Genomic DNA, 23,203 nt, shown 5'->3' on the forward strand with positions numbered 1-23,203 from the left:
CTAGTTACCCTCCTGAACCGTCGGGGCGGTCGTGCCCGGAAGATTTTGATTGCGCTTGTAGCCGTTGTCGAGCTGGCCTTCGTTGCCGGCGACCCGCAGCGATTGGATGTATGCCTCGTAGTCGGACTCGGAGACTACCTTGACCTGGAACAGCATCAGGGAGTGGTACTCGCCGCACAGTTCGGCGCACTTGCCCTTGTATGTGCCAATGCGTTCGGGGATGACCGACATGTAGTTGGTCTTGTCGGGGATCATGTCCTTCTTGTAGAGGAAGTCGATGACCCAGAAGGAGTGGATGACGTCGCGGGACTCGAGCGCGAGCTCGATCTTCTTGCCGACGGGGAGCACGAGGGTGGGGAGCTCGGACTCGACCAGCGAGCCCTTCGGCCCGTTGAGGTCGGGCTGGCCCTGGATGCCGGCGGAGTAGACGTCTTCGTTGACGTAGTTGAAGTCCCAGGCCCACTGCTTGCCGATGACCTCGATCTTCACGTCGGGCGACTCGAAGCGCGCCTCGATCGCGGCCTGGTCACGCGCCGTGAAGGCGAAGAAGCCCAGCACGAGGATGAGGGGCACGACCGTGTAGAAGATCTCGATCGGCATGTTGTAACGGAGCTGGACGGGCAGGCCGGTCTGGCCCTTGCGACGGCGGTAGACGACGACGGTCCAGATCGTGAGACCCCACGTGATCAGGCCGACCACGAGCAACACGAGCCAGGACGTCGTCCACAGCCCGCCGATGCGGTCGGTCTGGTTGGTCACCGCCGGCTGACCCTCTTCGAAGCCGGGGAGGAAGCCGTGAAGCTGGGCCTGCGTGCACCCCGCCAGAACAATGGCCAACGACGCTGCAATCGGAATAGCAGCCCATCGGAAACGATGGTTTTTGCGCACCAGTAACCTTTCGGGAAGACTCGACGACACTTCACTGGAAGTGCATTTCTCGTTTCACAGCCTACTGCGAGAGACGGCTCCGGATGTGCACCAACGCGGCCGGGCGGATAACGAATTCGCCCCCAGTCACAGTATTTGCGGGTGCCAACCCCTGCCGAACCGCGACACGCCCGGTGCCTGGTGTGTTCGGACAGGGGCGGCACTCGGCCGCAGCGATCAGCTGAAGGAGTCTCCGCAGGCGCAGCTTCCGCCGGCGTTCGGATTGTCGATCGTGAACCCCTGCTTCTGGATGGTGTCCTCGAAGTCGATGGACGCTCCGTCGAGATACGGCACGCTCATCTTGTCGACGACGACCTCGACCCCGTCGAAGTCGACGAGAGCGTCACCCTCGAGCACGCGCTCGTCGAAGTAGAGCTGGTAGATCAGGCCGGAACAGCCTCCGGGCTGCACGGCGACGCGCAGCCGCAGGTCTTCACGGCCTTCCTGGGCGAGCAGGCTGCGGACTTTCTGGGCGGCGGTAGCGCTGAGGCCCACGCCGTGGGCTGCGGTGCCGGTCTGGGCGATGGTGTCGGTCATGCTGCTCCTCTTACTCTCGCGCCGGTACGGTCCCGTCACGTCGCTGCTGTCAATCGGTGGGGCCGCGCGGCCGGCCTCGGCCGGCACGCACGGGTTGCCACCGCGATTCTACCGAGGGAAACGGTGAAAGCACCCTCGGAATTCCCGATCCGGACGTCGACTTGGCCGGGCCGGTCAGGATGCCTCCGGCTGGACCCTCCGGTTGAGCCGGCCGAGGAGGAAGGCCTCGCCGAGGACCGCGCGTTTGAACACTCCGAGGTGGAGTGACTCATTGGGGCTGTGCGCGCGTGAATCGGGGTCCTCGACGCCGGTGACCAGGATTTGGGCTTCGGGGAAGACCCGCACGAGGTCCGCGATGAACGGGATCGAGCCGCCGACGCCGATGTCGACCGGCGCGCGCCCCCAGGCCTCCTCCATGGCGAGCCGGGTCTCGGTGACGGCCCAGCCGCTCGTGTCGACGAGGAAGGCCTCCCCCGTGTCGACGTCGTCGATGTCGATCTGCGCGCCGAACGGGGCGTTTTCGCGCAGGTGCGTCTCGAGGGCGGCGAAGGCATCCGCTGCGGGCTGGCCGGGGGCGATCCGGGTGCTCAGGCGAACCGAGATCACGGGCGACAGGGTGTTGGAGGCGTTGGCGACGGTCGGCGCGTCGATGCCGGTGATCGTGATCGCCGGCTGCGACCAGATCCGGCTGAGCACGGAACCGTGGCCGATCGGGCTCACTCCCGCGGCCAGCCCGGTCTCCTGGCGGAGCTGGTCCTCGGAGTAGTCGGGGGTGGCCGTGTCGTGGCTGGTCAACCCTGCGACCGCCACCGATCCGTCGGCGGCGTACAGGCTGCCCAGAAGGCGGACCGTGGCCATCATCGCGTCGGGGACGGCTCCGCCGAACATGCCGGAGTGCGACGCGTGGTCGAGGGTGCGGACGGTGAGCCTGAATGTGACGTTGCCGCGCAACGCGATTGTCAGCGCCGGAGTGTCGATGTCCCAGTTGTTCGAGTCGGCGACCACGATGGCGTCGGCGCGCAGCGCCTCCCGGTTCTCCTCCAGGAAGGTGGCGAAGGACCGGCTGCCGAACTCTTCCTCCCCTTCGATGAAGAGCGCGAGGCCGAGGTCGAAGTCGGGTCCTTCCGCTTCGACGAGGGCGCGGATCGATGCGATGTGCGCCATCACACCCGCCTTGTCGTCGGCTGCTCCGCGCCCGTACAGACGATCTCCGCGCACGGTCGGTTCGAAGGGAAGCGTTTCCCAGTCCCCGTCGTTGCCGGGAGGCTGTACATCGTGGTGCGCATAGAGCAGCACCGTCGGCCGGCCGTTCCGGGCAGCCCGGGTGGCGAGAACCGCCGGCTGGCCCAGTTCCGAGCCGCCCGGGATGCCGGCCTGCTTCACCTCGACGGTGTCGAACACGCCCAGGCCCCGCGCGAGTTCCGCCACCATCTCGGCGCTGCGGGCCACCTGGCCACGATCGAAGGCATCCCACGACACCGACGGGACCCGGACGAGCGCGCAGAGGTCCGCGATCGTCGACGGCAGGCCCCGCTCCACGGCCGCCAGGATGCCGTCCACGGCCGTTGTCGACGAATTCGGTTCTGTTTCTGGAATATCGCTCATCGGGTAATCTTAAGCCAACCAATTGCAAGGAACTGATGTGGCTAAGCCTGTGAACCCAGACGCACAACCCCCCATGGAGACCGTGGATGAGACGAAAGCCCGCCTCGCGGCCGGTCACCCGTCCGGCAAGGGGCAAGCGACGCCCAGCCGCAAGCAGCAGGAGGCGCTGAACAAGCGCCCGCTGGTGCCCGACGACCGCAAGCTCGCGGCCAAGCAGGCGAGAGGCAAGGCGGCCGAGGCCAGGGACCGCGCCCGTGTCGGCATGGCCGCCGGCGACGACAAGTTCCTTCCGCAGCGCGAACGCGGGCCTCAGAAACGGTTCGTCCGCGACTACGTCGACGCCCGCTTCAACATCGGCGAATTCATGATCCCGGTGATGTTCCTGGTCATCCTACTGACGTTCTTCCCCGACCCGATGGTGCAGACCTACGGCATCCTGGCGCTGTGGGCCTTCTTCCTCGTCGCCGTGGTCGACTGCGTCATCCTGGGTTTCACGCTCACCCGCAAGGTGAAGGCGAAGTTCGGCGAGGCCAAGGCCGAACGGGTGCGCTGGTACGCGGCGATGCGCGCGCTGCAGCTCCGTCCGATGCGCCTGCCCAAGCCGCAGGTCAAGCGCGGCCAGTACCCCGCCTGACTTTTGCGTGCCGGGTCGGGCTCACACCCGGTCCGGCAGGTGCCGGCCTCAGGCCGAATGCGCGCCGAACCGGATCAACGGGACCCGGAGTTCCTCGTCGGTCAGCGATCCGTGCTGGCCGATCATCTTGCGAGCCGACTGGTTCGGTTCGCGTGAGTCGTAGTACGCGACCAGCTTGCGGGCGGCGACGATGACGTCTCCGATCCTCGGAAGCACCTCTGGCGCAACCTCGCCGAACAGCCCGGCCTCGACGGCCTCGGCTCGGGTGAACACCCAGGCACGGTCCCCCTCGGTCTCTCGCCAGGATTCGGCCAGGGCCGGCGCCCCCTCGGCGCGCTCCGGTTCCAGGTAGAGCTGAACGCACCGAGGGTCTCCGCCGATGTGGCGCACTCCCCCGACGAGCTCGGGAACGGTGTCGAAAAGCACATGCCGGGTCGCCGGGACGTCGATGACGCCGTGATCGGCGGTGAGCAGCAACCCCTCGTCCCGTCTGAGGCCGGCGGCGAACCTCGCCATCGCGGCGTCGAGGGCCTCCAGTTCGGCCAGCCACCGGGCGGACTCCCAGCCGTGCGCGTGCGCGGCCATGTCCAGTTCGGGGATGTACAGGTAGACGAGCGCCCTCGGCTCGGAGTCGAGCAGGGCGCGGGCGGCCGCGAACCGGTCTGCCAGGGTCTCCGCGGGCACGTAGCGCGCTCCCCGGAGCACGGCCAGGGTGAAACCGGACGCGGTGTAGCGCTTGGGCCCGATCGCGAAACTGGGCACCCCGTCGTCGGCGGCGCGCTCGAAGACCGTGCGTTCCCGTTGCCACAGCGCCGGATCCATTGCGTCGTCCCAGCCGGTCAGCTGGTTCACGACCCGGTCCCTGGCCGCGTCGCGCACCCGGTAGCCGACCAGGCCGTGCCGACCCGGCTCGACGCCGGTTGTGAGGGTGGCGATTCCCGCGGCCGTCGTGGCCGGGAAGACGCCGTCGAGCACGCCTGCCTTCGTGAGATGGGAGCAGAGGAAGCGCGCGTGCCCGGCGCGCGCTCTGAGCTGGCCGACACCGAGCCCGTCGGCCAGCACCACGACGGTCCGGCCGGCCGAGCCAAGGCCGAGGGCATTGGGGCGGTCGAGGATCGCGGACAGGGAACTTGTCAGAACGTCGGCAAGCCGCAGGGCACTGAATTGGCGGGCCGGTAGCATGGGGGGCATCCGGCCAATTCTGACATAGACCCAGGCCGCACGTTCCAGCGCCCACCCGAAAGTGCCTGCCCCGAGCCAGCACGCCTCAACAGAATTCACGAATGAGCCGTTCAAACAGCACGCCGCCCGCCGATTTCACCGAGCGCATCGAAGACGTCGACGTGTCGACGGAGATGCAGGGGTCCTTCCTCGAGTACGCGTACTCGGTGATCTACTCCCGGGCGCTCCCCGACGCCCGGGACGGGCTCAAGCCGGTGCAGCGCCGCATCCTCTACCAGATGAGCGAAATGGGACTTCGTCCGGACCGCGGGCACGTCAAGAGCGCGCGGGTCGTCGGCGAAGTGATGGGCAAGCTGCACCCGCACGGAGACACGGCGATCTACGACGCCCTGGTTCGGATGGCCCAGGCGTTCACCCTGCGGGTGCCCCTGATCGACGGGCACGGCAACTTCGGTTCTCTCGACGACGGCCCGGCCGCGCCCCGCTACACCGAGGCGCGCCTGGCCGCCCCGGCCCTCGCCATGACGGAGAACCTCGACGAGGACGTCGTGGACTTCGTGCCCAACTACGACAACCAGCTCACCCAGCCCGACGTGCTGCCGGCCGCGTACCCGAACCTGCTGGTCAACGGCGCGAGCGGCATCGCCGTCGGGATGGCGACGAACATGGCGCCGCACAACCTGATCGAGGTGGTCGGCGCGGCCCGGCACCTCCTGGCGCACCCGGACGCCACCCTCGAGGACCTGATGGAGTTCGTGCCCGGTCCCGACCTGCCCACCGGAGGCACCATCGTCGGCCTGGCCGGGATCAAGGATGCCTACGCCACCGGCCGCGGCAGCTTCAAGACCCGGGCACGCGTCTCCGTCGAGGCGATCACCGCCCGCAAGGCGGGGCTGGTCGTCACTGAGCTGCCCTACCTCGTCGGCCCGGAGCGGGTCATCGAGAAGATCAAGGACGGGGTGAATTCGAAGAAGCTCAGCGGCATCTCCGACGTCACCGACCTCACCGACCGCACCAAGGGACTCCGCCTCGTCATCGGCATCAAGACCGGGTTCAGCCCGGAGGCCGTGCTCGAGCAGCTCTACCGGGTCACCCCGCTCGAGGACTCGTTCAACATCAACGCCGTCGCCCTCGTCGACGGCGGACCGCAGACCCTGGGCCTGCGCGAACTGCTGATGGTCTACGTCGGCCACCGGATCGAGGTCGTCACCCGGCGGTCGGCGTACCGGCTGGCCCGCCGCAAGGAACGCCTGCACCTCGTCGAGGGTCTGCTCGTGGCCATCCTCGACATCGACGAGGTCATCCAGGTGATCCGCGCCAGCGACGACAGCGAACAGGCCCGCACCCGCCTGATCGACGTGTTCGACCTGAGCCAGATCCAGGCCGAGTACATCCTCGAGCTCCGGCTGCGCCGGCTGACCCGGTTCTCCCGGATCGAGCTGGAGACGGAACGCGACCAGCTGCTCGCGGAGATCGCCGCCCTCGAGAAGTTGCTCGGCAGCAAGCAGGCCATCCGCACCCTCGTGTCCGACGAGCTCGCCACCGTGGCCGAACGATTCGGCACCCCCCGGCGGACCGTGCTCACCGAGGCCCGGCCGAGCATCGCCGGGGCCGCCGCGAAACGCACGGCCGCGATCCTCGAAGTCACCGACACCCCGACCCGGCTCTACCTCAGCACGACCGGCCGGATCGCCCGGGTCGACCTTCCCTCGGCCGACGAACCGTTGAACGAGCGCATCGTCCCGGCACAGCGCCGCAGCAAGCACGACGCGATCCTGTCCAGCCTGGACACCACCAGCCGCACCGAGGTCGGCGCCGTGACCAGCCTGGGCCGCCTCATCCGCTTCTCCCCCGTCGACCTGCCCGTGATGCCGCCCACCTCGATCCAGCTGGCGGCGGGCGTGCGCATCGGGGACTACCTTGCCGTGCCGAACAGGGAGGAAAAGGTGCTGGCCCTTGTCTCCCTCGACTCCGACCGGGCCATCGCGCTCGGCACGCGCTCCGGCGTCGTGAAACGGGTGACGTCGGGTGATTGGGCGAACCGGCCCGACTTCGAGATCATCGCGTTGAAACCGAAGGATGTCGTCGTCGGCGCCGCACAGGGTTCCGAGGCCGACGAGCTCGTCTTCATCGCCTCCGACTCCCAGCTTCTGCGTTTCCAGGCGGGCTCGGTGCGCCCGCAAGGGCGCACGGCCGGCGGGATGGCCGGGATCAAGCTCGCCCCCGGCACCCAGGTGGTCTGTTTCACCAGCCTGCCGCCGGAGGCGGCCGAGTCCGCCGTGGTCGCCACGATCGCCACCGGCAGCCAGACGCTCGCCGGAACGGATCCCGGCAGCGCCAAGGTCTCCGACTTCGCCGAGTACCCGGCGAAGGGCCGCGCCACCGGGGGCGTGCGATCGCACCGCTTCCTCAAGGGCGAGGACACCGTGTCCGTCGCCTGGGTCGGGCCGATGCCGGCCCGCGCCGTCGGCCCGGACGGGTCGCCTCGTTCGCTCCCCGAATCCGGTTCGCGCCGCGACGCCTCCGGCACGATGCTGGACGCCGTGGTCGGTTCGATCGGAGCCCAGATCGGCACGCAGAACGGCTGACCGACACGGCACCTGCTGCCTCCCGCGGAGGCCGGCCCGGGTGGGCCGTCCGGGCAGAAAGCTCGGCTAGGGTGGCGACATGACCCAGCTTCGTGACGCATCCATCCTCGTCGTCGGCGCCTCAGGGGGCCTCGGTCGTGACATCGCCCGGCGCCTCGCGGACCAGGGCGCGCGACTGATCCTCAGCGGACGGGACCGAGGCAGCCTCGAGGCCCTTGACCTTCCCGGGACGATCATCACCGCCGACCTCGCCGTGCCGGCCGACATCGCCGACCTGGTCGCCGCCGCGGTCGCCGTCGCAGGCCGCCTCGACGGCATCGTGAACGCCGCCGGCGTCGTCGCCTTCGGAGCGGCGACCGAGGTGACCGACGCGACGCTGGAACGGCTGTTCGCCGTGAACACGCTCGCCCCGATCCGGTTGCTGCGGGCCGCGCACGCGGCCCTGACCGAGTCGGCAGCGGCGGGGCGAAGTCCCTTCCTGGTGACGCTGAGCGGGGTCGTGAGCGAAAGCCCGACCGCCAACCTGGCGGCGTACTCCGCATCGAAGGCAGCTCTTGCGGCCTTCGACAAGGCCGCCGGCCGGGAGCTGCGCCGGAGCGGCATCCGCATTGTCGACGCCCGGCCGGGCCACACCGAGACCGGGCTGTCCGCGCATCCGATCGCCGGAGCGGCGCCACGGCTGCCCGCCGGGCACGCACCCGACCTGGTCGCCCGGCGCATCGTCGCCGCGATCATGGCCGACGAGGCCGACCTGCCGAGCACGGCCTTCTCGGTTCCCGCGGTGAGGCCGTTCGCGGAGGGCGCGGGTACCGATGCTTAGACGTCGATCCGGTCGCGGCTGAGCTTGTCCGAGCTGTCGATGATGAATTCCTTGCGGGGGGCGACGTCGTTGCCCATCAGGAGTTCGAATACCTTCCCTGCCATCTCCGCGTCGGACACCCTGACCCGGCGGAGGGTGCGGTGCGCGCGTTCCATGGTCGTGGTGGCGAGCTGGTCGGCATCCATCTCGCCGAGCCCCTTGTAGCGCTGGATCGGGTCCTGGTAGCGCTTGCCGCTCTTCTTCAACCCGGCGAGCACACCGTGCAGTTCAGGCTCCGAATAGGTGTAGATGGTCTCATTCGGCTTGCTGCCCGGGTTCATCACGACCACCCGGTGCAGCGGCGGCACCGCCGCGAAGACACGGCCCTCGGTGATCATCGGCCTCATATACCGGAAGAAGAGGGTCAGCAGGAGGGTGCGGATGTGGGCGCCGTCAACATCCGCGTCGCTCATGATGATGACCTTGCCGTACCGCGCTGCGGACAGATCGAAGCTGCGCCCGGAGCCGGCGCCGATGACCTGGATGATCGACGCGCATTCCAGGTTGGAGAGCATGTCGGACACCGAGGCCTTCTGCACGTTGAGGATCTTGCCCCGGATCGGCAGGAGGGCCTGGTGCTCGCTGTCCCTGGCGAGCTTCGCGGTGCCGAGCGCCGAGTCACCTTCGACGATGAACAGCTCGCTCGTGGTCACGTCGTTGCTGCGGCAGTCGACCAGCTTCGCCGGCAGCGACGAGCTCTCGAGCGCGTTCTTTCGCCGCTGGGTTTCCTTGTGGGCACGGGCGGAAATGCGGGATTTCATCTCGGCGACGATCTTGTCCAGCACGACCGCCGCCTGGGTCTTGTCGTCACGCTTCGTGGATACGAAGCGTTCGTTCATGGCCTGGGCGACGACGTTGGCGACGATGGCGCGCACGGCCGGTGTGCCCAGGACCTCCTTGGTCTGTCCTTCGAACTGCGGTTCGGGAAGCCGCACGGTCAGCACGGCGGTCAGGCCGGCCATCACGTCGTCCTTCTCCAGCTTGTCGGAGCCCATCTTGAGGCGGCGGGCGTTCAACTCCACCTGGGATCGCAGGAATTTCAGCAGCCCGGCGTCGAAGCCGGCCTGGTGGGTGCCGCCCTTGGGCGTGGCGATGATGTTCACGAAGCTGCGGACGACGGTGTCGTAGCCTGTGCCCCAGCGCAGGGCGATATCGACGGCGCAGTCCCGGGTCAGTTCGGTCGGCACCATGGCGCCCTTGTCGGTCAACACGGGGACGGTTTCGGTGAAGCTGCCGTTGCCGGACAGCCGCCAGGTGTCGGTGATGGGGGTGTCGGTTGCGAGGTGGTCGACGAACTCGGAGATGCCGCCCTCGAACTGGAATGACTCGCGTACGGGTTCGGCGCCGCGCTGGTCGTCGATGTCGATGGCGAGGCCGGGAACGAGGAACGCGGTCTGCCTGGCCCGGTCGAGGAGCTCCTCAGTCTGGAAGGCCGCCCCCCTGGTGAAGATCTGCCGGTCCGCCCAGTAGCGCACCCGGGTTCCGGTGACCCCGCGCTTGACCTTGCCGATCACGCGGAGTTCGCTCTGCTTCTCAAACGGTGTGAAGGGCGCGTCGGGGCTCTTCTCCCCCGTGTCCGCGAAGATCCCGGGTTCGCCGCGGTGGAACGACATCGCCCAGGTCTTGCCGTCACGGTCGACCTCAACGTCGAGGCGCTCCGACAGGGCGTTCACCACGGATGCCCCCACGCCGTGCAGGCCGCCGGAGGCCGCATACGATCCGCTGCCGAACTTGCCGCCGGCGTGCAGCTTGGTGAAGACCACCTCCACCCCGGTCAGGCCTGTCTTGGGCTCGATATCCACCGGAACGCCGCGGGCGGTGTCCCTGACCTCGACGCTCTCGTCCGAGTGCAGGATGATGTCGATCCGGGAACCGAATCCGCCGAGCGCTTCGTCGACCGAGTTGTCGATGATCTCCCAGAGGCAGTGCATCAGACCGCGCGAGTCGGTTGAACCGATGTACATGCCGGGGCGCTTGCGAACCGCCTCGAGCCCCTCGAGGACCGACAGGTGGCGTGCGGAATAGTCTGAAGAGCTCACAACTGTCAAGAATACCGACCGGAAGCGCCCGGCTCCCCAGCAACACCCTGCCCACATCGTCTACGCGGTGAGCGAAATGCAACCAAACGGAGTCGAAAACCGGGGCGGACCGTGTTTACATGGAGCACAGGTTAAATTGGTATCACTTGGTATCAGTCTGGAGGAGGAAAACATGTCCCAGATCGCAACCGGAAATGGTGCCATCGACCAAAGTTCCGTCGACGGGCAGAGCGCCCCTCACCAGCTCACCGCGGCCGACCGCTGCGATGCGTGTGGCGCCCAGGCCTACATCCGAGTCGTCGTCAACAACAGCGAACTGATGTTCTGCGCCCACCACGGCCGCAAGCACCAGGAGAAGCTCGCGGCGATCGCCGAGAGCTGGCACGACGAGTCCAGCCGACTCCTCGAGGACCAGCGCTCCTAGTCATATTCGACTTCCCGCTGTCAGCGGCGCGGACGACTTCGGTCGGTCCGCGCCGTTTCTGTGTCCGCGGGCCCGCCGGCAGCGGCACCCGTCAGTGCCGGAAAACCCGTCAGTGCCGGAAAACCCGTCTGTGCCGGACAACTCTGTTGCCGGACATCCCGTCGGAGGCTACTCCGCAGTGAGACCCAGCGCCACGGCAAGTTGATTGCGCCCGGCTTTCGCTGTCTCGTCGACTGCGATGGCTCGTGCCCCCGGAAGGTACACTGCGCCGGCTCGCGCCAGGGCCGTGCTGAGCAGGTGGTCGGCGAGGGCGGGGTTCCGGGCCAGCACCGGTCCGTGCAGGTGGGTGCAGACGAGGTTTCCCATGACGAGGCCCTCGGCGCCGGTGCCGGCGCCGTTGCCCGTTCCGGATCGGACCCGGCCGAGCGGTGACGCCTCGGCGCCGACGTAGTCGCGGGCGTGGTTCTCGAAGCCGACCAGCCGGCCGAAACGGGAGTCGACGATGAGGTCATCGGTGACTCGTTCGGGACGGGGAACCGCGCGGCCCGTGACGATTCCGAGGCCCTCGACGACGGTACCGTCACCGAGTTCGATCCCCCAGCTAAGCAGTTCCCACCCGGTGCCGACGGCGAGGATGGGGATTCCCTCCGTGCACCAGGCGCGGAGCTGCTCGGTCATTGTGGCGAGGATGTCGCGCACGCCGGTCAGGTCGGTGTCGGACCCGGATCCGATCACGACGAGGTCGATCTGCTCCGGCAGGTCGGCGGCCGTGCGCACCGGGATGACGTCGGCGTCGAAGCCGGCCCAGCGGGCGCGTTGGGCGAGCACCCGGGCGTTCGCGGCGTCGCCGTTCGTGCCGAGAAGTTCGGGCAGTACGGAGACGATGCTGAGCGCGCGCATTACTCCCGCCCTGCCTTGTTGGAGACGAGCCCGAGGTGGGCGCGGGTGCGGCGCATGGAGTCGGCCGAGAAGATGATGGTTTTCAGTCCGATCCGCGGGTCAGGGAGCGCGAGGAATTCGTCGAGGGCGCGGCCGAGGTCAGGCTCGATGCGCTCAATGGTGACGTCGTCGTAGGCAAGCTGCAGGGCGATTTCCTGCGCCTTCGAGCCGGAGGCGAAGAGAACCAGGCCAAGCCCGGACGTGTCGACCGGCCAGAAGTAGGATGGGTCACGGACATCCGAACCGATCGCGATCAGGATCTGGTCGGTTCCGGCCGCGAGGCTGTCAACGTTGAGCTGGAAGCTCGCGGGGTTCTGCACGAGCACGAATTCGACCTTCCGGCCGCGCACCGTGACGATCTCGCCCCGGCCGAACACCGGCGGGATCGCCGAGATGGCGGCGACCGCTACGGCAGGGTCGAAACGCTCGCCGAGGACCGCCTGGGCGGTGCTGAGGGCGGTCAGCGCGTCGACGGCATAGTGGGTGCCGCGGGCGGGCAGGCCCATGTCGTAGCTGGCTCCGTTCACCAGCACGGTGGCGTCGCGGCCGTCGACCGTGGTGAGGAGCATTCCCTCCAACGGGGAGAGGCGGTGGCCGGCCGTCACGCTGTAGCCGAGTCCGCGCGGGTTCGCCGCGAGGACATCCGCGGACACGCCGTAGCGGGACACGCCCACGGTTCCCTCGAGTCGCGATGCCAGGTCCACCAGGTGCTGGTCGTCGGCATTCACGACGACGGTTCCGGTGGCTCGGGACGCGATTTTGCCGAGCATGGCCGCGACCATCTCGGAATCGTGGAAGCGATCGATCTGGTCGACCATCACGTTCGTCAGCGCGACGACCCGGGGCTTCAGCGACCCTGAGATCAGGGCGCCGTGCCCCTCATCCATTTCCAGCACGGCCACGTCGCCGCTGATCCGGCCGGCCAGGCTGGCCTGCTCGAGCAGCGCCGAGGTGAGCCCCTGGCTGATGTTGGCCGTCGACTCGTTCGTGAACACGCCCAGCCCGTGCGCCCGGAGAGCGGCAACCAGCATCTTCGTGGTGGTGGACTTGCCGCTCGAGCCGGTCACGATGACCAGTCCGCCCGGGAAGCCGTTCAAAGTGCGGGCCAGGAATCCCGGCGCGATGGTATTGACGACGAGACCGGGGACCGCTGATCCCCCACCCGGCTTCCGCCATCTCGCCAGGACGCGAACAACCCTGCCGACGAGGATCGCCGGTGCGTAGCGCACGCGGCCGCCTATTCGAGGTAGTCGCGTAGGGACTGCGACCGTGAGGGGTGGCGCAGTTTCGCCATGGTCTTCGACTCGATCTGACGGATGCGCTCGCGCGTCACCCCGAACGTGTCGCCGATCTGGTCGAGCGTCTTCGGCATCCCGTCGCCGAGGCCGAAGCGCATCCGGATCACGCCGGCTTCCCGCTCGGAGAGCGAGTCGAGGAGGCTTTCGAGCTGCTTCTGCAGCATCGTGAATCCGACGGCGTCCGCCGGTACGACCGCTTCGGTGTCTTCGATGAGGTCACCGAATTCGCTGTCACCGTCCTCGCCGAGCGGGGTGTGCAACGAGATCGGCTCGCGACCGTACTTCTGCACCTCGACGACCTTCTCGGGCGTCATGTCGAGTTCACGGCTCAGCTCCTCGGGCGTGGGCTCGCGGCCCAGGTCCTGCAGCATCTGCCGCTGCACGCGGGCCAGCTTGTTGATGACCTCGACCATGTGCACCGGGATGCGGATGGTACGGGCCTGGTCGGCCATCGCGCGGGTGATCGCCTGGCGGATCCACCAGGTGGCGTAGGTGGAGAACTTGAAGCCCTTGGTGTAGTCGAACTTCTCGACGGCACGGATCAGGCCCAGGTTTCCCTCCTGGATGAGGTCGAGGAACTGCATCCCGCGGCCCGTGTAACGCTTGGCGAGGGAGACGACGAGGCGGAGGTTGGCTCCGAGAAGATGGCTCTTCGCCCGGGCGCCGTCCTTGGCAACCCACTGGAGCTCACGCCCGAGGGCGCTCTTCTTCTCGGCCTCGGTCATCACGGCCATCTTGTCTTCGGCGAACAGGCCGGCTTCGATGCGCATCGCCAGCTCGACCTCTTCGGCCGCGTTCAGCAGTGCGACCTTTCCGATCTGCTTCAGGTAGTCCTTGACCGGGTCGGCGGTGGCACCGGTGATGGCGCTGGAGTAGACGGGGACTTCGTCGTCGTCGTCGACGAGGGACAGTACGAGCGCTCCGCTGGGGAGCGGCTCGGCCGCGGCGGCGCGCTTCTTGCCCTCTTCGTCCGTGTCGTCGTCGTCGGAATCAGCGTCTTCGCCGGCAGGGTGCTCATCGTGGTCATCGGACCCCGCGGCAGCCTTGGTCTTGGCGGCGGCGCGCTTGCGCGGAGCGGGCTTCTCTTCGCCGGCGTCCTTCGCGGCCAGGGCTGCGGCGGCCTTCGCGGCGGCGGCCTTGGTGAGCGGCTTCTTCACGGCGGCGGCCTTGGCTGCCGGTGCCTTCGCGGCGGTCGCTTTGGCGGGCGCCTTGGCGGGCGCCTTTGCCGCGGCGGCATCAGCCTCTGCCACGGCGGGCGCGGTCGCGGTGGTCTCTTCGCTTGGCTCGGATTTTGTGCGGGTTGCCATTCGAACACCTCTCATGCCGTGGCGCTGTCGCCGGCGGCGCTGCCGGGTCGAAACGGCCGAAGTGGAGCTGGCCGTTCCAACACCTGGGCAGTGTGGATTTTGGGCAGTACTAGGACCCATGTCAAGTCCCGGGCTAATCGCAGCGACAAGATTGTCGATACTCCCAGGACCAGAACGGGCCCTATTGACAATTATTGCATGCTTTGTGTATGAGGCAAGCCAGGCGCGTCCTATTCCGGCCGCCGCCGCCGGCGCCACGCGCGGGCCGCCGCCACCCAGATCGGGGCGACTTCGATCCCCTCGTCGTTGGAAAGCTGCCGGCGCGTGCGCGCCCTGGCTCGCAGCAGGAAGACCACCCCCAGCCCGACGACCAGGTACTGCACGGAGAACGCCACCCGGAACGAGTCGAGCGAGTACAGGTCGCTTGCTGCGCCGGCGGCGACGCGCCACCCGTCCTGAAGGTCAAGGAGCAGGCCGACCAGGTACACCATCACGAAGCTCGCAGTGAACCCGCCCACATTGACGACCCCGTTGGCGGAGCCGTGGCTTCGCTGCGGATTGAAGGTGCGTGCGAAATCGAAACCGATCAGGGAACCCGGACCGCCGATGCCCAGGGCGACCAGCAACACGATCACCAGCCACATAGGGGGCGTCGTCGGCCAGAGCAGGACGAGCGCCCACGCCGCGCCCATCAGCGACACCACGGCCAGAACGATGTTGCTGCGCCGCAGCGGGTAGCGTGCCGTGAGGATTCCGAGGATCGGTCCGGCGATCACGCCGGCTCCGACCAGGACCATCAGCATCCCGGCCGCGAGGGACGGGTCGTAGCCGAGGCCGTAGACCATGAACGGGAAGCCCCAGAGGAGGCTGAAAACGGTTCCCGACGACTGGGTCACATAGTGGGACCAGAATCCCAGTTGGGTTCCCGGCCGTTTGAAACTGTGCTTAAGCAGGGCGAGCGCGGCAGCCCAGCTGGCCGGACGATCCTCCACCAGGACGCCGGCCGGCCGGTCCTGCACGACAATGATCACCACGACGAGCGCGACGAGAGCCACGGATGCCGCTGACACGAACGCGGCCGTCCAGCCCCAGGTGTGCAGCACCCAGGCCAGGGGCACCGCGGACATGACCTGACCCAGCTGGCCGATATTGCCCAGCCACTGGGAGAGCTGCGGCACGCTCCGGCCGGTGAACCAGGAGCCGATCAGCCGGATCATGGAAATGAAGATCGTCGCGTCCCCGGCCCCGACGAGGATGCGGCCGACCACGGCGACGCCGATCGTCGGCGCGAAAGCCAGGGTGAGCTGCCCGCCGACCATCAGCGCGGTGCCGGAGATGACGAGCACGCGGGGCCCGTACCGGTCGATCAGCACGCCCACCGGCACCTGGGCGGCGGCGTAGACGACAAGCTGAACGACCGCGAGGCTGGAGAGCACAGCGGCCGAGCCGCCGAAGCGTTCCGTGGCGGCGACCCCGGCGACGCCCAGCGAGGAACGTTGCAGCACGGCGGACAGGTACGCGAACGACCCGATGGAGAAGATCAACCAGGAGCGACGCGAGTTCATTGCCCCTAACTTACTCGCGCGGCGCTCCCGCACGGTCAGGCGCTCCGGTGGTCGCCCCTCAGGCGGGCGCCGCTCAGGCGGGTGGGCCCTCGTCCCGGCTGCGGCGGGTGGCGAGGAAGTTTTCCAGCTCGGCCGCGATCTCGTCCGCACTGGGGAGCTCGCCTGCCTCGTCGGTCAGCGGCGACCGCAGGGTGCTTCCCTCCATGTACGCGTCATAGCGCTCTTCGAGGGTGCCGACGAGTTTCGCGAGTTCGGGGTTGTCGTGCACCTGCTCGTCGATGCGCCCCACGAAATCGCGGTTCTGTTCCCTGAGCTGGTCCGACGGGAAGATGAGGCCGGTCGCGGCGCTCGTGCTCTCCAGGGCGGAGAGGGCCGTGGCCGGGAACTCCGTGTCCGCAAGGTAGTGCGGCACCAGCAGGACGAAGCCGACAACGGATGCCCCGCTCTCCTGCAGCCGGAACTCGACCAGGTGGAGGGCATTGGCCGGCACCTGGGTGTGCGGCCTCCAGACCGACATGCTCTCGATCAGGTCCGAACGGTTGCCGCTCACGGTGACGCCGATCGGTCTGGTGTGCGGCACAGGCATCGGGATCGCGTGCACCCAGGTGGTCGAGGACACCTTGAACCGCCGCACCAGTTCGAGCACCGCGGCCGTGAACTGGTCCCAACGGAAATCGGGCTCGAAGCCCGCCAGGAGCAGGAACTGCTGCCCGATCTCGTCCCGGGCCAGGTACAGCCGGAGGGTGGCCGGCTGGTAGTCGGTGAGGTGGTCCTGGTCGAAGTAGATGATCGGGCGGCGCGCCCGGTAGTCGAGGAGGACATCGGCGTCGAATGCGGCGATCACCGAATGGTCGAGGGTGTTGCGCAGGTACTCGGTGAATTGCGAGACCGCGCCACCGGCATCCGCGAAGCCGGTCAGCCCCGCGACCAGGTGCAGGCCATCCGGGACGCGCTCGGCGTCCGCGGTCAGCTCGTAAAGGTCACCAGGATCGCGCATGCCGTCAACTCTAAACGCCATTTTCCGTGCGTCGAAGGAATCGGTCGCCGCGCCGTGGTGCCGAGAGCGAACAGGCTGACCCGTAGCATCAAGGGATGACCGTTCCCCGCCTTTCCGTGTCCGCACAGCCCGCAATCGAGTCCGATGTCGACGTCCTGATCGTCGGGGCGACCTCCTCCGGCGACACCGGCGTGTTGTTCGCCGACCCTGCCTTCGAGGGCCTGTCGGCGCAACTCGCTTCCCTCGGCGTCACCGGCGGCCGCGACCAGCTCGTGCGTCTGCCTGCCTCGGTGGGTGCGGCACGCAGCATCGCCATCGTCGGGATCGGAAAGGAACCGACTGTCGACGCCCTCCGCCATGCGGCCGGATCCGCGGTCCGGCAGTTGACCGGGGTTTCCTCGGTCGCGTTCGCGTTCCCGACCGCGACGGCGGAGGATGCCGAAGCGATCCTGGAGGGCGCGGCGCTCGGCGCGTACTCGTTCACGACCTACCGGCACAGTTCCCTGGCTGCGACCAAGCTCCCCGCCGAGGAGATCGTCGTGCACACGGGGCTGGACCTGGGCGACGTGCCCACGCGGGTCGGAATCGTCGCTGACGCGGTGACCCTGATCAAGGACCTCGTCAACACTCCCCCGTCCGATCTCTATCCGGAGTCCCTCGCCCGGCTCGCCGTCGAGGCGGTCGACGCCCAGCCCGGCCTGCCGATCGAGGTCCGGGTCTGGAACGAGGACGAGCTCATCGCGGACGGTTTCGGCGGGATCGCCGGCGTCGGCCAGGGCTCGACCCGTCCGCCGCGCCTGGTCAAGGTCACCTACTCGCCGGCCGGGGCGACCAGGCACCTCGCCCTCGTCGGCAAGGGCATCACCTTCGACACCGGCGGACTCTCGCTGAAGCCGCCGGCATCGATGGTGGGCATGAAGTACGACATGACCGGGGCGGCCACCGTTCTGGCGGCCACCCTCGCCGCGGCCCGGCTCAGGCTCGACCTGAAGGTCACGGCGTGGCTCTGCATCGCCGAGAACATGCCGTCCGGGTCGGCGATCCGGCCCAACGACGTGCTCCGGATCCGCGGCGGCCAGACCGTGGAAGTCCTCAACACCGACGCCGAGGGCCGTCTGGTGCTCGCGGACGGCCTCGTCGCCGCCGGCGAGGAAGCGCCGGACGCGATCATCGACGTGGCCACCCTGACCGGCGCAGCCATCGTCGCCCTCGGCACCCGCTACTACGCGGTGATGGGCGAGGACACCATGGTCGCCAGGGTCCTCGACGCGGGGAAGGCCGTGGGCGAACAGTCCTGGCCGATGCCGCTGCCGGATGAGCTCCGTCCCCTGCTCAACTCGGATGTCGCGGACATCGCGAACGCGAAGATCGGCAGCGCCGCGGGCGGAATGCTGCTGGCCGGCGTGTTCCTCCGTGAGTTCATCGGCACCCGCGGCGAAGGCGATGACGCGGTGAAGATCCCGTGGGCGCACCTTGACATCGCCGGCCCGGCCCACAACACGGGCAGTGCGTTCGGGTTCACGGGGGCCGGACCGACCGGGATTTCGCTCCGGGCGTTGCTTCGACTGGCCGAGGACTTTTCACGCCCGTAGTACAGTCGAGGAGGCAGGATAAGCTTGCCGATCAGCGAATGCCGGCGGCGTCGTCTTCCATGACGCCCGGCAAACCGAGTTTGTGATGCACGAGGGAGTATCTGGGTGTCGGAACAGAATTTTGACCTTGTCGTTCTCGGTGGAGGAAGCGGTGGATACGCAGCGGCGTTGCGTGCGGTCCAGCTTGGCCTCACCGTTGCCCTGATCGAGAAGGGCAAGCTCGGCGGCACCTGCCTCCACCTGGGCTGCATTCCGACCAAGGCGCTGCTGCACTCCGCAGAAGTTGCGGACGTCAGCAGGGAGTCCGCGAAGTACGGCGTGAAGACCCAGTTCGACGGTATCGACATGCAGGCGGTCACCGCGTTCCGCGAGGGGATCGTCGCCTCCAAGTTCAAGGGGCTGCAGGGACTGATCAAGGCCCGTGGCATCACCGTCATCGCCGGTGAAGGCCGGCTGGTCTCCCCGACGACCGTGCAGGTCGGCGAGGACACCATCGTCGGCAAGAACGTCGTCCTGGCCACCGGTTCGTATTCCCGGTCTCTGCCCGGCCTTGAAATCGGCGGGCGGGTCATCACCAGCGAGCACGCCCTCGAACTCGACTACGTGCCGGGCAAGGTCGCCGTTCTCGGCGGTGGCGTCATCGGCGTTGAATTCGCCAGCGTCTGGAAGTCCTTCGGCGCCGACGTCACGATCATCGAGGCGCTCCCCCACCTGGTCCCGAACGAGGAAGAATCCGTTTCCAAGCAGTTGGAACGTGCCTTCCGCAAGCGCGGGATCGAGTATTCCCTCGGCATCCGGTTCCAGAGCGTCAGCCAGGACGAGAACGGCGTGGTCGTCACCCTTGAGAACGGCACCACCGTCGAGGCTGACCTCCTGCTCGTGGCCGTCGGTCGTGGCGCGGCCACCGCGGGACTCGGCTTCGAAGAGGTCGGCATCACGGTCGATCGCGGCTTCGTCATCACCGATGAGCGCCTCGCCACGAACATCCCCGGCGTCTTTGCCGTCGGCGACATCGTGCCCGGCCTGCAGCTCGCACACCGCGGCTTCCAGCAGGGCATCTTCGTCGCCGAGGAAATCGCCGGCCTGAACCCGATCGTGGTCGAAGACGTCAACATCCCGAAGGTCACCTACTGCGACCCCGAGATCGCGTCGGTCGGCTACTCGGAGGCCAAGGCGGCCGAGAAGTTCGGAGCCGACAAGATCTCCACCTACGAGTACAACCTCGGCGGCAACGGCAAGAGTTCCATCCTCGGCACGAGCGGTTCGATCAAGCTCGTGCGCGTCTCGGACGGTCCCATCGTGGGAGTGCACATGATCGGCGCCCGCGTGGGTGAGCTGATCGGTGAGGGCCAGCTGGTCGTGAACTGGGAGGCGTACCCCGAGGACATCGCCCCGTTCCTGCACGCGCACCCCACTCAGAACGAAGCGCTCGGCGAGGCCTTCCTGGCCCTGGCCGGCAAGCCCCTGCACGCGATGTAAACCACATCCCGCCACTCAGACTCTCAGTAAGCAAATTACAGACAAATGGTTTTGAAGGAGACAGACGCATGAGCGAATCCGTTAACCTCCCGGCACTCGGTGAGAGTGTCACAGAGGGTACGGTAACCCGCTGGCTTAAGAACGTGGGCGACCACGTCGAAGTCGACGAGCCGCTGTTGGAAGTATCGACCGACAAGGTGGACACGGAGATCCCGTCCCCCATCGCGGGGATCATCGAGGCGATCCTGGTCCAGGAGGACGAGACCGTCGAGGTCGGGACCCCTCTGGTGACCATCGGAGACGGCTCGGCAGCAGCGGCCACCGGTGCAGCCGCACCGGTCGCCGAGGCTCCGGTCGCGCCTGCACCGGTGGCCGAGGCTCCGGTCGCGCCTGCACCGGTGGCCGAGGCTCCGGCATACGTCGCGCCCGTCGCGGCTCCGGTTGCCGCACCGGCACCCGTGGCAGCACCCGTCGCCGCCCCAGTCGTCGCACCGGCACCCGTGGCAGCCCCCGTTGCGGCCCCGGTGGCCGCGCCTGCTCCTGCGGCAGCGCCGGCAGCCGAGCCCGTGTCTCGCGGCTCGCACGCCGGAACCAGCGGCTACGTCACGCCGATCGTGCGGAAACTCGCCAACGAGGCCGGCGTGGACCTCTCCACCGTCTCCGGCACCGGGGTCGGCGGACGGATCCGCAAGGAAGACATCGAATCGGCCAGGGCCACGGCATCCGCCGCGACCGCAGCGCCGGCCGCACCGGCCGTCGAGGTTTCGCCCCTGCGCGGCACCACCGTTCCGATGTCCCGCCTCCGCAAGGTCGTCGCCGAGCGCGCCGTCATCTCGATGCAGTCGTCGGCGCAGCTGACGACCGTCGTCGAGGTCGACGTCACCCGCGTGGCGATCCTCCGCGACAAGGTCAAGGGTGCCTTCCAGAGCAAGACCGGCAACAAGCTCTCCTTCCTGCCGTTCTTCGCCCTGGCCGCGGCCGAGGCGCTGCAGGCGAACCCGATCATCAACGCCACCATCGACGGCGACTCGATCGTGTACCCCAGCCAGGAGAACATCAGCATCGCGGTCGACACCGAGCGTGGCCTGCTGACCCCTGTCGTCCGCAACGCCGGCGAACTCGACCTGGCCGGCTTCGCCGCTCAGATCGCCGATCTGGCCCAGCGCACCCGCGACAACAAGCTCAAGCCCGATGAGCTCTCCGGTGGTACCTTCACGCTCACCAACACAGGGTCGCGCGGGGCGCTGTTCGACACGCCCGTCGTCTTCCTGCCGCAGAGCGCGATCCTGGGCACCGGCGTCGTCTACAAGAAGCCGATCGTCGTCACGACCGACGGCCTCGACTCGATCGCCATCCGCTCCACGGTGTTCCTGGCATTGTCCTACGACCACCGCATCATTGACGGCGCGGACGCCTCCCGCTTCCTCGTCATGATGAAGCAGCGCCTCGAGGCCGGAGCCTTCGAAGCCAACCTCGGCATCTGACACCCACGGCAGGCGACGGGTTCGCCCGTCAGTAGTCGAAGATCTGCCTGATCCGCCAACCGGCCTCGCCCTTGACCACAAGGACCGAGGCCGGTTTGCTGTTTCCGTGCGCGGAGCCCACGGTCAGCACGACGGCCACCAGGGCGATGCCACCCCGGCGTTCGACCAGGGACGGCGCCGATTCTGCGGCCTCCCCGGCGGGCGCCGCGGAGTCCCCCTGGCGAGACGACCGGGCGGCCTGCCCGTCCGAGGCCAGTGCCGCGGATCCGGCCTGGTCGACACCGTCCAAGCAGGCCACGGATGCCGCACGGAGGCACCCGGCGCGCAGGCGCAGCAGCACCTGCACCGCCTGCACCGGTTCATCGCCCTCGACGGCGGCGCGATCGGCCGCCGGGTCGCCCGGTACCGTGGTCGGCGCCGGGAGGACCGGCACGGGGAACGCCGACGAGGGAGCCGGGGCGGGGCCGGCGCTGCCGCCCTGCGCCTCGGCCTGATAGCCGAGCGTGAGCAGCAACACCGCGCCCGCGACGACGACGAGCGCAGACACGAGGAGCGGACCCCGATGTGCCCGGAGTCCCACGCCCAGGCGGTGACGCAGGCGCTGCCATGGCCGGGCATCCGCCCGCCGGCCGGGCAGGCCGTGGAGCAGAGTTTTGAGCTCTCCGAACAGTCTCCTGACTCGGCCGGATCTCCCCGCAGGGCCCGGCGCGGGGCGTTCGCCCGTCCCCGGCCGAACGTCGCCGGCCGGGCCGCCCGCCGCTCGGCGGCCCCGGAGGGCCTCGGTGGCGGCCCAGCCCGCCCCCATCTCGATCCTGCGCCCCGTGGAGGGCACCCAGGGGGACGGCGCCGAGGACACCGCAGAGGCCGGCGACCACGCGAACAATCGCCGCTCGAGTTCGTCGAGCAGGCGGTGCAAGGGAAACCCCGGCGGGATCGACTCCAACCATCCGGCCGGTTCCGGCACGGCGGCATCCGCGTCGGTCTCGACACGATCAAGCACTCCCCTGGCGAACGCCGACACTCGCAACACCGCCTGCTCGAGCGGGCGTCGGAGTTCCGGTCCGGGCGGCGGCAGTTCCCGCAGCCGCCCCAGGCTGGTCAGAACCGGTCTCCCGGTGCGATCGAAGAGGACCGAGGACTGGGCCAGCCCTTCGTGCACGTAGCCCAGGGCCAGCAGTTCGGCCAGCGCCGCCAGGATCGGCGCCAGGATCGTCACCGCCTCCCCCGGCGCCAGCAGCCTGCCGTCGCCGAGCAGCCTGCTCAGCCGGCTGCCGGAGAGACACTCCTGCACGATGCAGACTCGCCCGTCGGAGAGCGTGGCCAGGTCGATGAGAGACGCGAATCGAGTCCCGGTCGATTCGGTCAGCACCCGGAATTCCCGCTCGATCACGACTCCGGCCGTTTCCGGGCGGAAGATCTTCAGGGCGACGGGCGGACGAGTGCCGACCTCGACGGCGCCCTGGAACGGTGCGGTGGAAACGCCGAGGTAGACGTCGGCGCGTTCACTGGCGCCGAGCCGGCGCAGCACCCGGTACCCGGCGATGACCGTCCCGACGTCCGCAGCCCCGGACGTCGACGCCGCCGTCGACTCGGTTGCGAAGCCGGGGTCGCCGGCGGCCGGGACCGGATCCGGGTCACGTCCCACTCTGTTTCTCACCTGCCGGATTGTGCGCCCCTGGGCGAAGCACCGGGGGCGCCCTCGCGGGTTCCGGGGAGATCCGGACTGGGCGGCAGACGCCGAGGACAA

General features: G+C 68.5%; 18 protein-coding genes. 7 read left to right on the plus strand and 11 right to left on the minus strand.

Translation table 11 applies throughout. The features are described from left to right. From coxB to IWX89_RS13630, 3 genes are all read right to left on the minus strand, one after another. On the minus strand, positions 1 to 888 hold the full coding sequence (coxB, locus tag IWX89_RS13620; RefSeq protein ID WP_196904098.1) for a cytochrome c oxidase subunit II: 888 nt from the start codon (positions 886 to 888) through the stop codon (positions 1 to 3). A 216-nt stretch (positions 889 to 1,104) separates the two neighbouring features. Continuing rightward, positions 1,105 to 1,464 carry an iron-sulfur cluster insertion protein ErpA gene (erpA, locus tag IWX89_RS13625; RefSeq protein WP_196904099.1) on the minus strand — a complete coding sequence of 120 codons (360 nt, stop codon included), beginning with the start codon at positions 1,462 to 1,464 and terminating at the stop codon, positions 1,105 to 1,107. Positions 1,465 to 1,638: 174 nt separating this feature from the next. Next, the gene (locus IWX89_RS13630) at positions 1,639 to 3,069 is read right to left on the minus strand and encodes a dipeptidase (RefSeq protein WP_196904100.1); all 1,431 of its coding nucleotides are present in this window, start codon (positions 3,067 to 3,069) and stop codon (positions 1,639 to 1,641) included. Positions 3,070 to 3,142: 73 nt separating this feature from the next. On the opposite strand from IWX89_RS13630, the gene IWX89_RS13635 reads away from it, so the two are divergent. Next, entirely contained in the window at positions 3,143 to 3,703 is a 561-nt protein-coding gene (locus IWX89_RS13635; RefSeq protein ID WP_196904169.1) for a DUF3043 domain-containing protein, read from the plus strand. A gap of 48 nt (positions 3,704 to 3,751) precedes the next feature. Here IWX89_RS13635 and IWX89_RS13640 read toward each other — a convergent pair whose 3' ends face one another. Continuing rightward, on the minus strand, positions 3,752 to 4,894 hold the full coding sequence (locus tag IWX89_RS13640; RefSeq protein WP_196904101.1) for an alkaline phosphatase family protein: 1,143 nt from the start codon (positions 4,892 to 4,894) through the stop codon (positions 3,752 to 3,754). A gap of 92 nt (positions 4,895 to 4,986) precedes the next feature. Here IWX89_RS13640 and IWX89_RS13645 point away from each other — a divergent pair, with 92 nt between their 5' ends. Together IWX89_RS13645 and IWX89_RS13650 are read left to right on the plus strand one after the other, a co-directional pair. After that, a complete protein-coding gene (locus tag IWX89_RS13645; RefSeq protein WP_196904102.1) occupies positions 4,987 to 7,473 on the plus strand; it encodes a DNA topoisomerase (ATP-hydrolyzing) subunit A in 2,487 nt (828 codons plus the stop codon). 79 nt (positions 7,474 to 7,552) lie between these two features. Beyond that, entirely contained in the window at positions 7,553 to 8,293 is a 741-nt protein-coding gene (locus IWX89_RS13650; RefSeq protein ID WP_196904103.1) for an SDR family oxidoreductase, read from the plus strand. Here IWX89_RS13650 and IWX89_RS13655 read toward each other — a convergent pair. Beyond that, positions 8,290 to 10,371, minus strand: coding sequence for a type IIA DNA topoisomerase subunit B (locus IWX89_RS13655; protein WP_196904104.1), 2,082 nt, complete (start codon positions 10,369 to 10,371; stop codon positions 8,290 to 8,292). The two genes, IWX89_RS13650 and IWX89_RS13655, sit on opposite strands and share 4 nt — an antisense overlap. Positions 10,372 to 10,543: 172 nt before the next feature. On the opposite strand from IWX89_RS13655, the gene IWX89_RS13660 reads away from it, so the two are divergent. Continuing rightward, a complete protein-coding gene (locus IWX89_RS13660) occupies positions 10,544 to 10,795 on the plus strand; it encodes a hypothetical protein (RefSeq protein ID WP_231383299.1) in 252 nt (83 codons plus the stop codon). Between the two features lie 168 nt (positions 10,796 to 10,963). Here IWX89_RS13660 and IWX89_RS13665 read toward each other — a convergent pair whose 3' ends face one another. The 5 genes from IWX89_RS13665 to IWX89_RS13685 form a co-directional block, all read right to left on the minus strand. Continuing rightward, positions 10,964 to 11,695, minus strand: coding sequence for a type 1 glutamine amidotransferase (locus IWX89_RS13665; RefSeq protein ID WP_196904105.1), 732 nt, complete (start codon positions 11,693 to 11,695; stop codon positions 10,964 to 10,966). Then, on the minus strand, positions 11,695 to 12,963 hold the full coding sequence (locus IWX89_RS13670) for a Mur ligase family protein (protein ID WP_196904106.1): 1,269 nt from the start codon (positions 12,961 to 12,963) through the stop codon (positions 11,695 to 11,697). Before IWX89_RS13670 ends, IWX89_RS13665 begins: the two co-directional genes overlap by 1 nt. Before the next feature lie 8 nt (positions 12,964 to 12,971). Then, the gene (locus tag IWX89_RS13675; RefSeq protein WP_231383300.1) at positions 12,972 to 14,339 is read right to left on the minus strand and encodes an RNA polymerase sigma factor; all 1,368 of its coding nucleotides are present in this window, start codon (positions 14,337 to 14,339) and stop codon (positions 12,972 to 12,974) included. A gap of 230 nt (positions 14,340 to 14,569) precedes the next feature. After that, positions 14,570 to 15,904, minus strand: a complete 1,335-nt coding sequence (locus tag IWX89_RS13680) for a nitrate/nitrite transporter (protein ID WP_196904108.1) — start codon at positions 15,902 to 15,904, stop codon at positions 14,570 to 14,572. A gap of 73 nt (positions 15,905 to 15,977) precedes the next feature. Continuing rightward, the gene (locus IWX89_RS13685; protein ID WP_196904109.1) at positions 15,978 to 16,901 is read right to left on the minus strand and encodes a proteasome assembly chaperone family protein; all 924 of its coding nucleotides are present in this window, start codon (positions 16,899 to 16,901) and stop codon (positions 15,978 to 15,980) included. Positions 16,902 to 16,996: 95 nt separating this feature from the next. On the opposite strand from IWX89_RS13685, the gene IWX89_RS13690 reads away from it, so the two are divergent. The 3 genes from IWX89_RS13690 (at position 16,997) to IWX89_RS13700 (ending at position 21,456) form a co-directional block, all read left to right on the plus strand. Next, a complete protein-coding gene (locus IWX89_RS13690; RefSeq protein WP_196904110.1) occupies positions 16,997 to 18,493 on the plus strand; it encodes a leucyl aminopeptidase in 1,497 nt (498 codons plus the stop codon). Positions 18,494 to 18,598: 105 nt separating this feature from the next. Continuing rightward, positions 18,599 to 19,972 (plus strand): dihydrolipoyl dehydrogenase, encoded by a 1,374-nt coding sequence (lpdA, locus tag IWX89_RS13695; protein ID WP_196904111.1) that lies wholly within the window; start codon positions 18,599 to 18,601, stop codon positions 19,970 to 19,972. A 68-nt stretch (positions 19,973 to 20,040) separates the two neighbouring features. Next, positions 20,041 to 21,456, plus strand: a complete 1,416-nt coding sequence (locus IWX89_RS13700) for a 2-oxo acid dehydrogenase subunit E2 (protein ID WP_196904112.1) — start codon at positions 20,041 to 20,043, stop codon at positions 21,454 to 21,456. Between the two features lie 28 nt (positions 21,457 to 21,484). Here IWX89_RS13700 and IWX89_RS13705 read toward each other — a convergent pair whose 3' ends face one another. After that, a complete protein-coding gene (locus IWX89_RS13705) occupies positions 21,485 to 23,113 on the minus strand; it encodes a hypothetical protein (protein ID WP_196904113.1) in 1,629 nt (542 codons plus the stop codon). Positions 23,114 to 23,203 lie beyond the last annotated feature (90 nt).

This window comes from Cryobacterium sp. MP_M3 (assembly GCF_015752155.1).
GTDB lineage: Bacteria > Actinomycetota > Actinomycetes > Actinomycetales > Microbacteriaceae > Cryobacterium.

Excerpts from the sequence above, each read along its gene's own strand:
- erpA (WP_196904099.1), bottom strand. The coding sequence starts at position 1,464 with ATGACCGACACCATCGCCCAGACCGGCACCGCAGCCCACGGCGTGGGC.
- IWX89_RS13630 (WP_196904100.1), bottom strand. The coding sequence starts at position 3,069 with ATGAGCGATATTCCAGAAACAGAACCGAATTCGTCGACAACGGCCGTG.
- IWX89_RS13635 (WP_196904169.1), top strand. The coding sequence starts at position 3,143 with ATGGAGACCGTGGATGAGACGAAAGCCCGCCTCGCGGCCGGTCACCCG.
- IWX89_RS13640 (WP_196904101.1), bottom strand. The coding sequence starts at position 4,894 with ATGCCCCCCATGCTACCGGCCCGCCAATTCAGTGCCCTGCGGCTTGCC.
- IWX89_RS13645 (WP_196904102.1), top strand. The coding sequence starts at position 4,987 with ATGAGCCGTTCAAACAGCACGCCGCCCGCCGATTTCACCGAGCGCATC.
- IWX89_RS13650 (WP_196904103.1), top strand. The coding sequence starts at position 7,553 with ATGACCCAGCTTCGTGACGCATCCATCCTCGTCGTCGGCGCCTCAGGG.
- IWX89_RS13660 (WP_231383299.1), top strand. The coding sequence starts at position 10,544 with ATGTCCCAGATCGCAACCGGAAATGGTGCCATCGACCAAAGTTCCGTC.
- IWX89_RS13665 (WP_196904105.1), bottom strand. The coding sequence starts at position 11,695 with ATGCGCGCGCTCAGCATCGTCTCCGTACTGCCCGAACTTCTCGGCACG.
- IWX89_RS13675 (WP_231383300.1), bottom strand. The coding sequence starts at position 14,339 with ATGGCAACCCGCACAAAATCCGAGCCAAGCGAAGAGACCACCGCGACC.
- IWX89_RS13680 (WP_196904108.1), bottom strand. The coding sequence starts at position 15,904 with ATGAACTCGCGTCGCTCCTGGTTGATCTTCTCCATCGGGTCGTTCGCG.
- IWX89_RS13685 (WP_196904109.1), bottom strand. The coding sequence starts at position 16,901 with ATGCGCGATCCTGGTGACCTTTACGAGCTGACCGCGGACGCCGAGCGC.
- IWX89_RS13690 (WP_196904110.1), top strand. The coding sequence starts at position 16,997 with ATGACCGTTCCCCGCCTTTCCGTGTCCGCACAGCCCGCAATCGAGTCC.
- IWX89_RS13700 (WP_196904112.1), top strand. The coding sequence starts at position 20,041 with ATGAGCGAATCCGTTAACCTCCCGGCACTCGGTGAGAGTGTCACAGAG.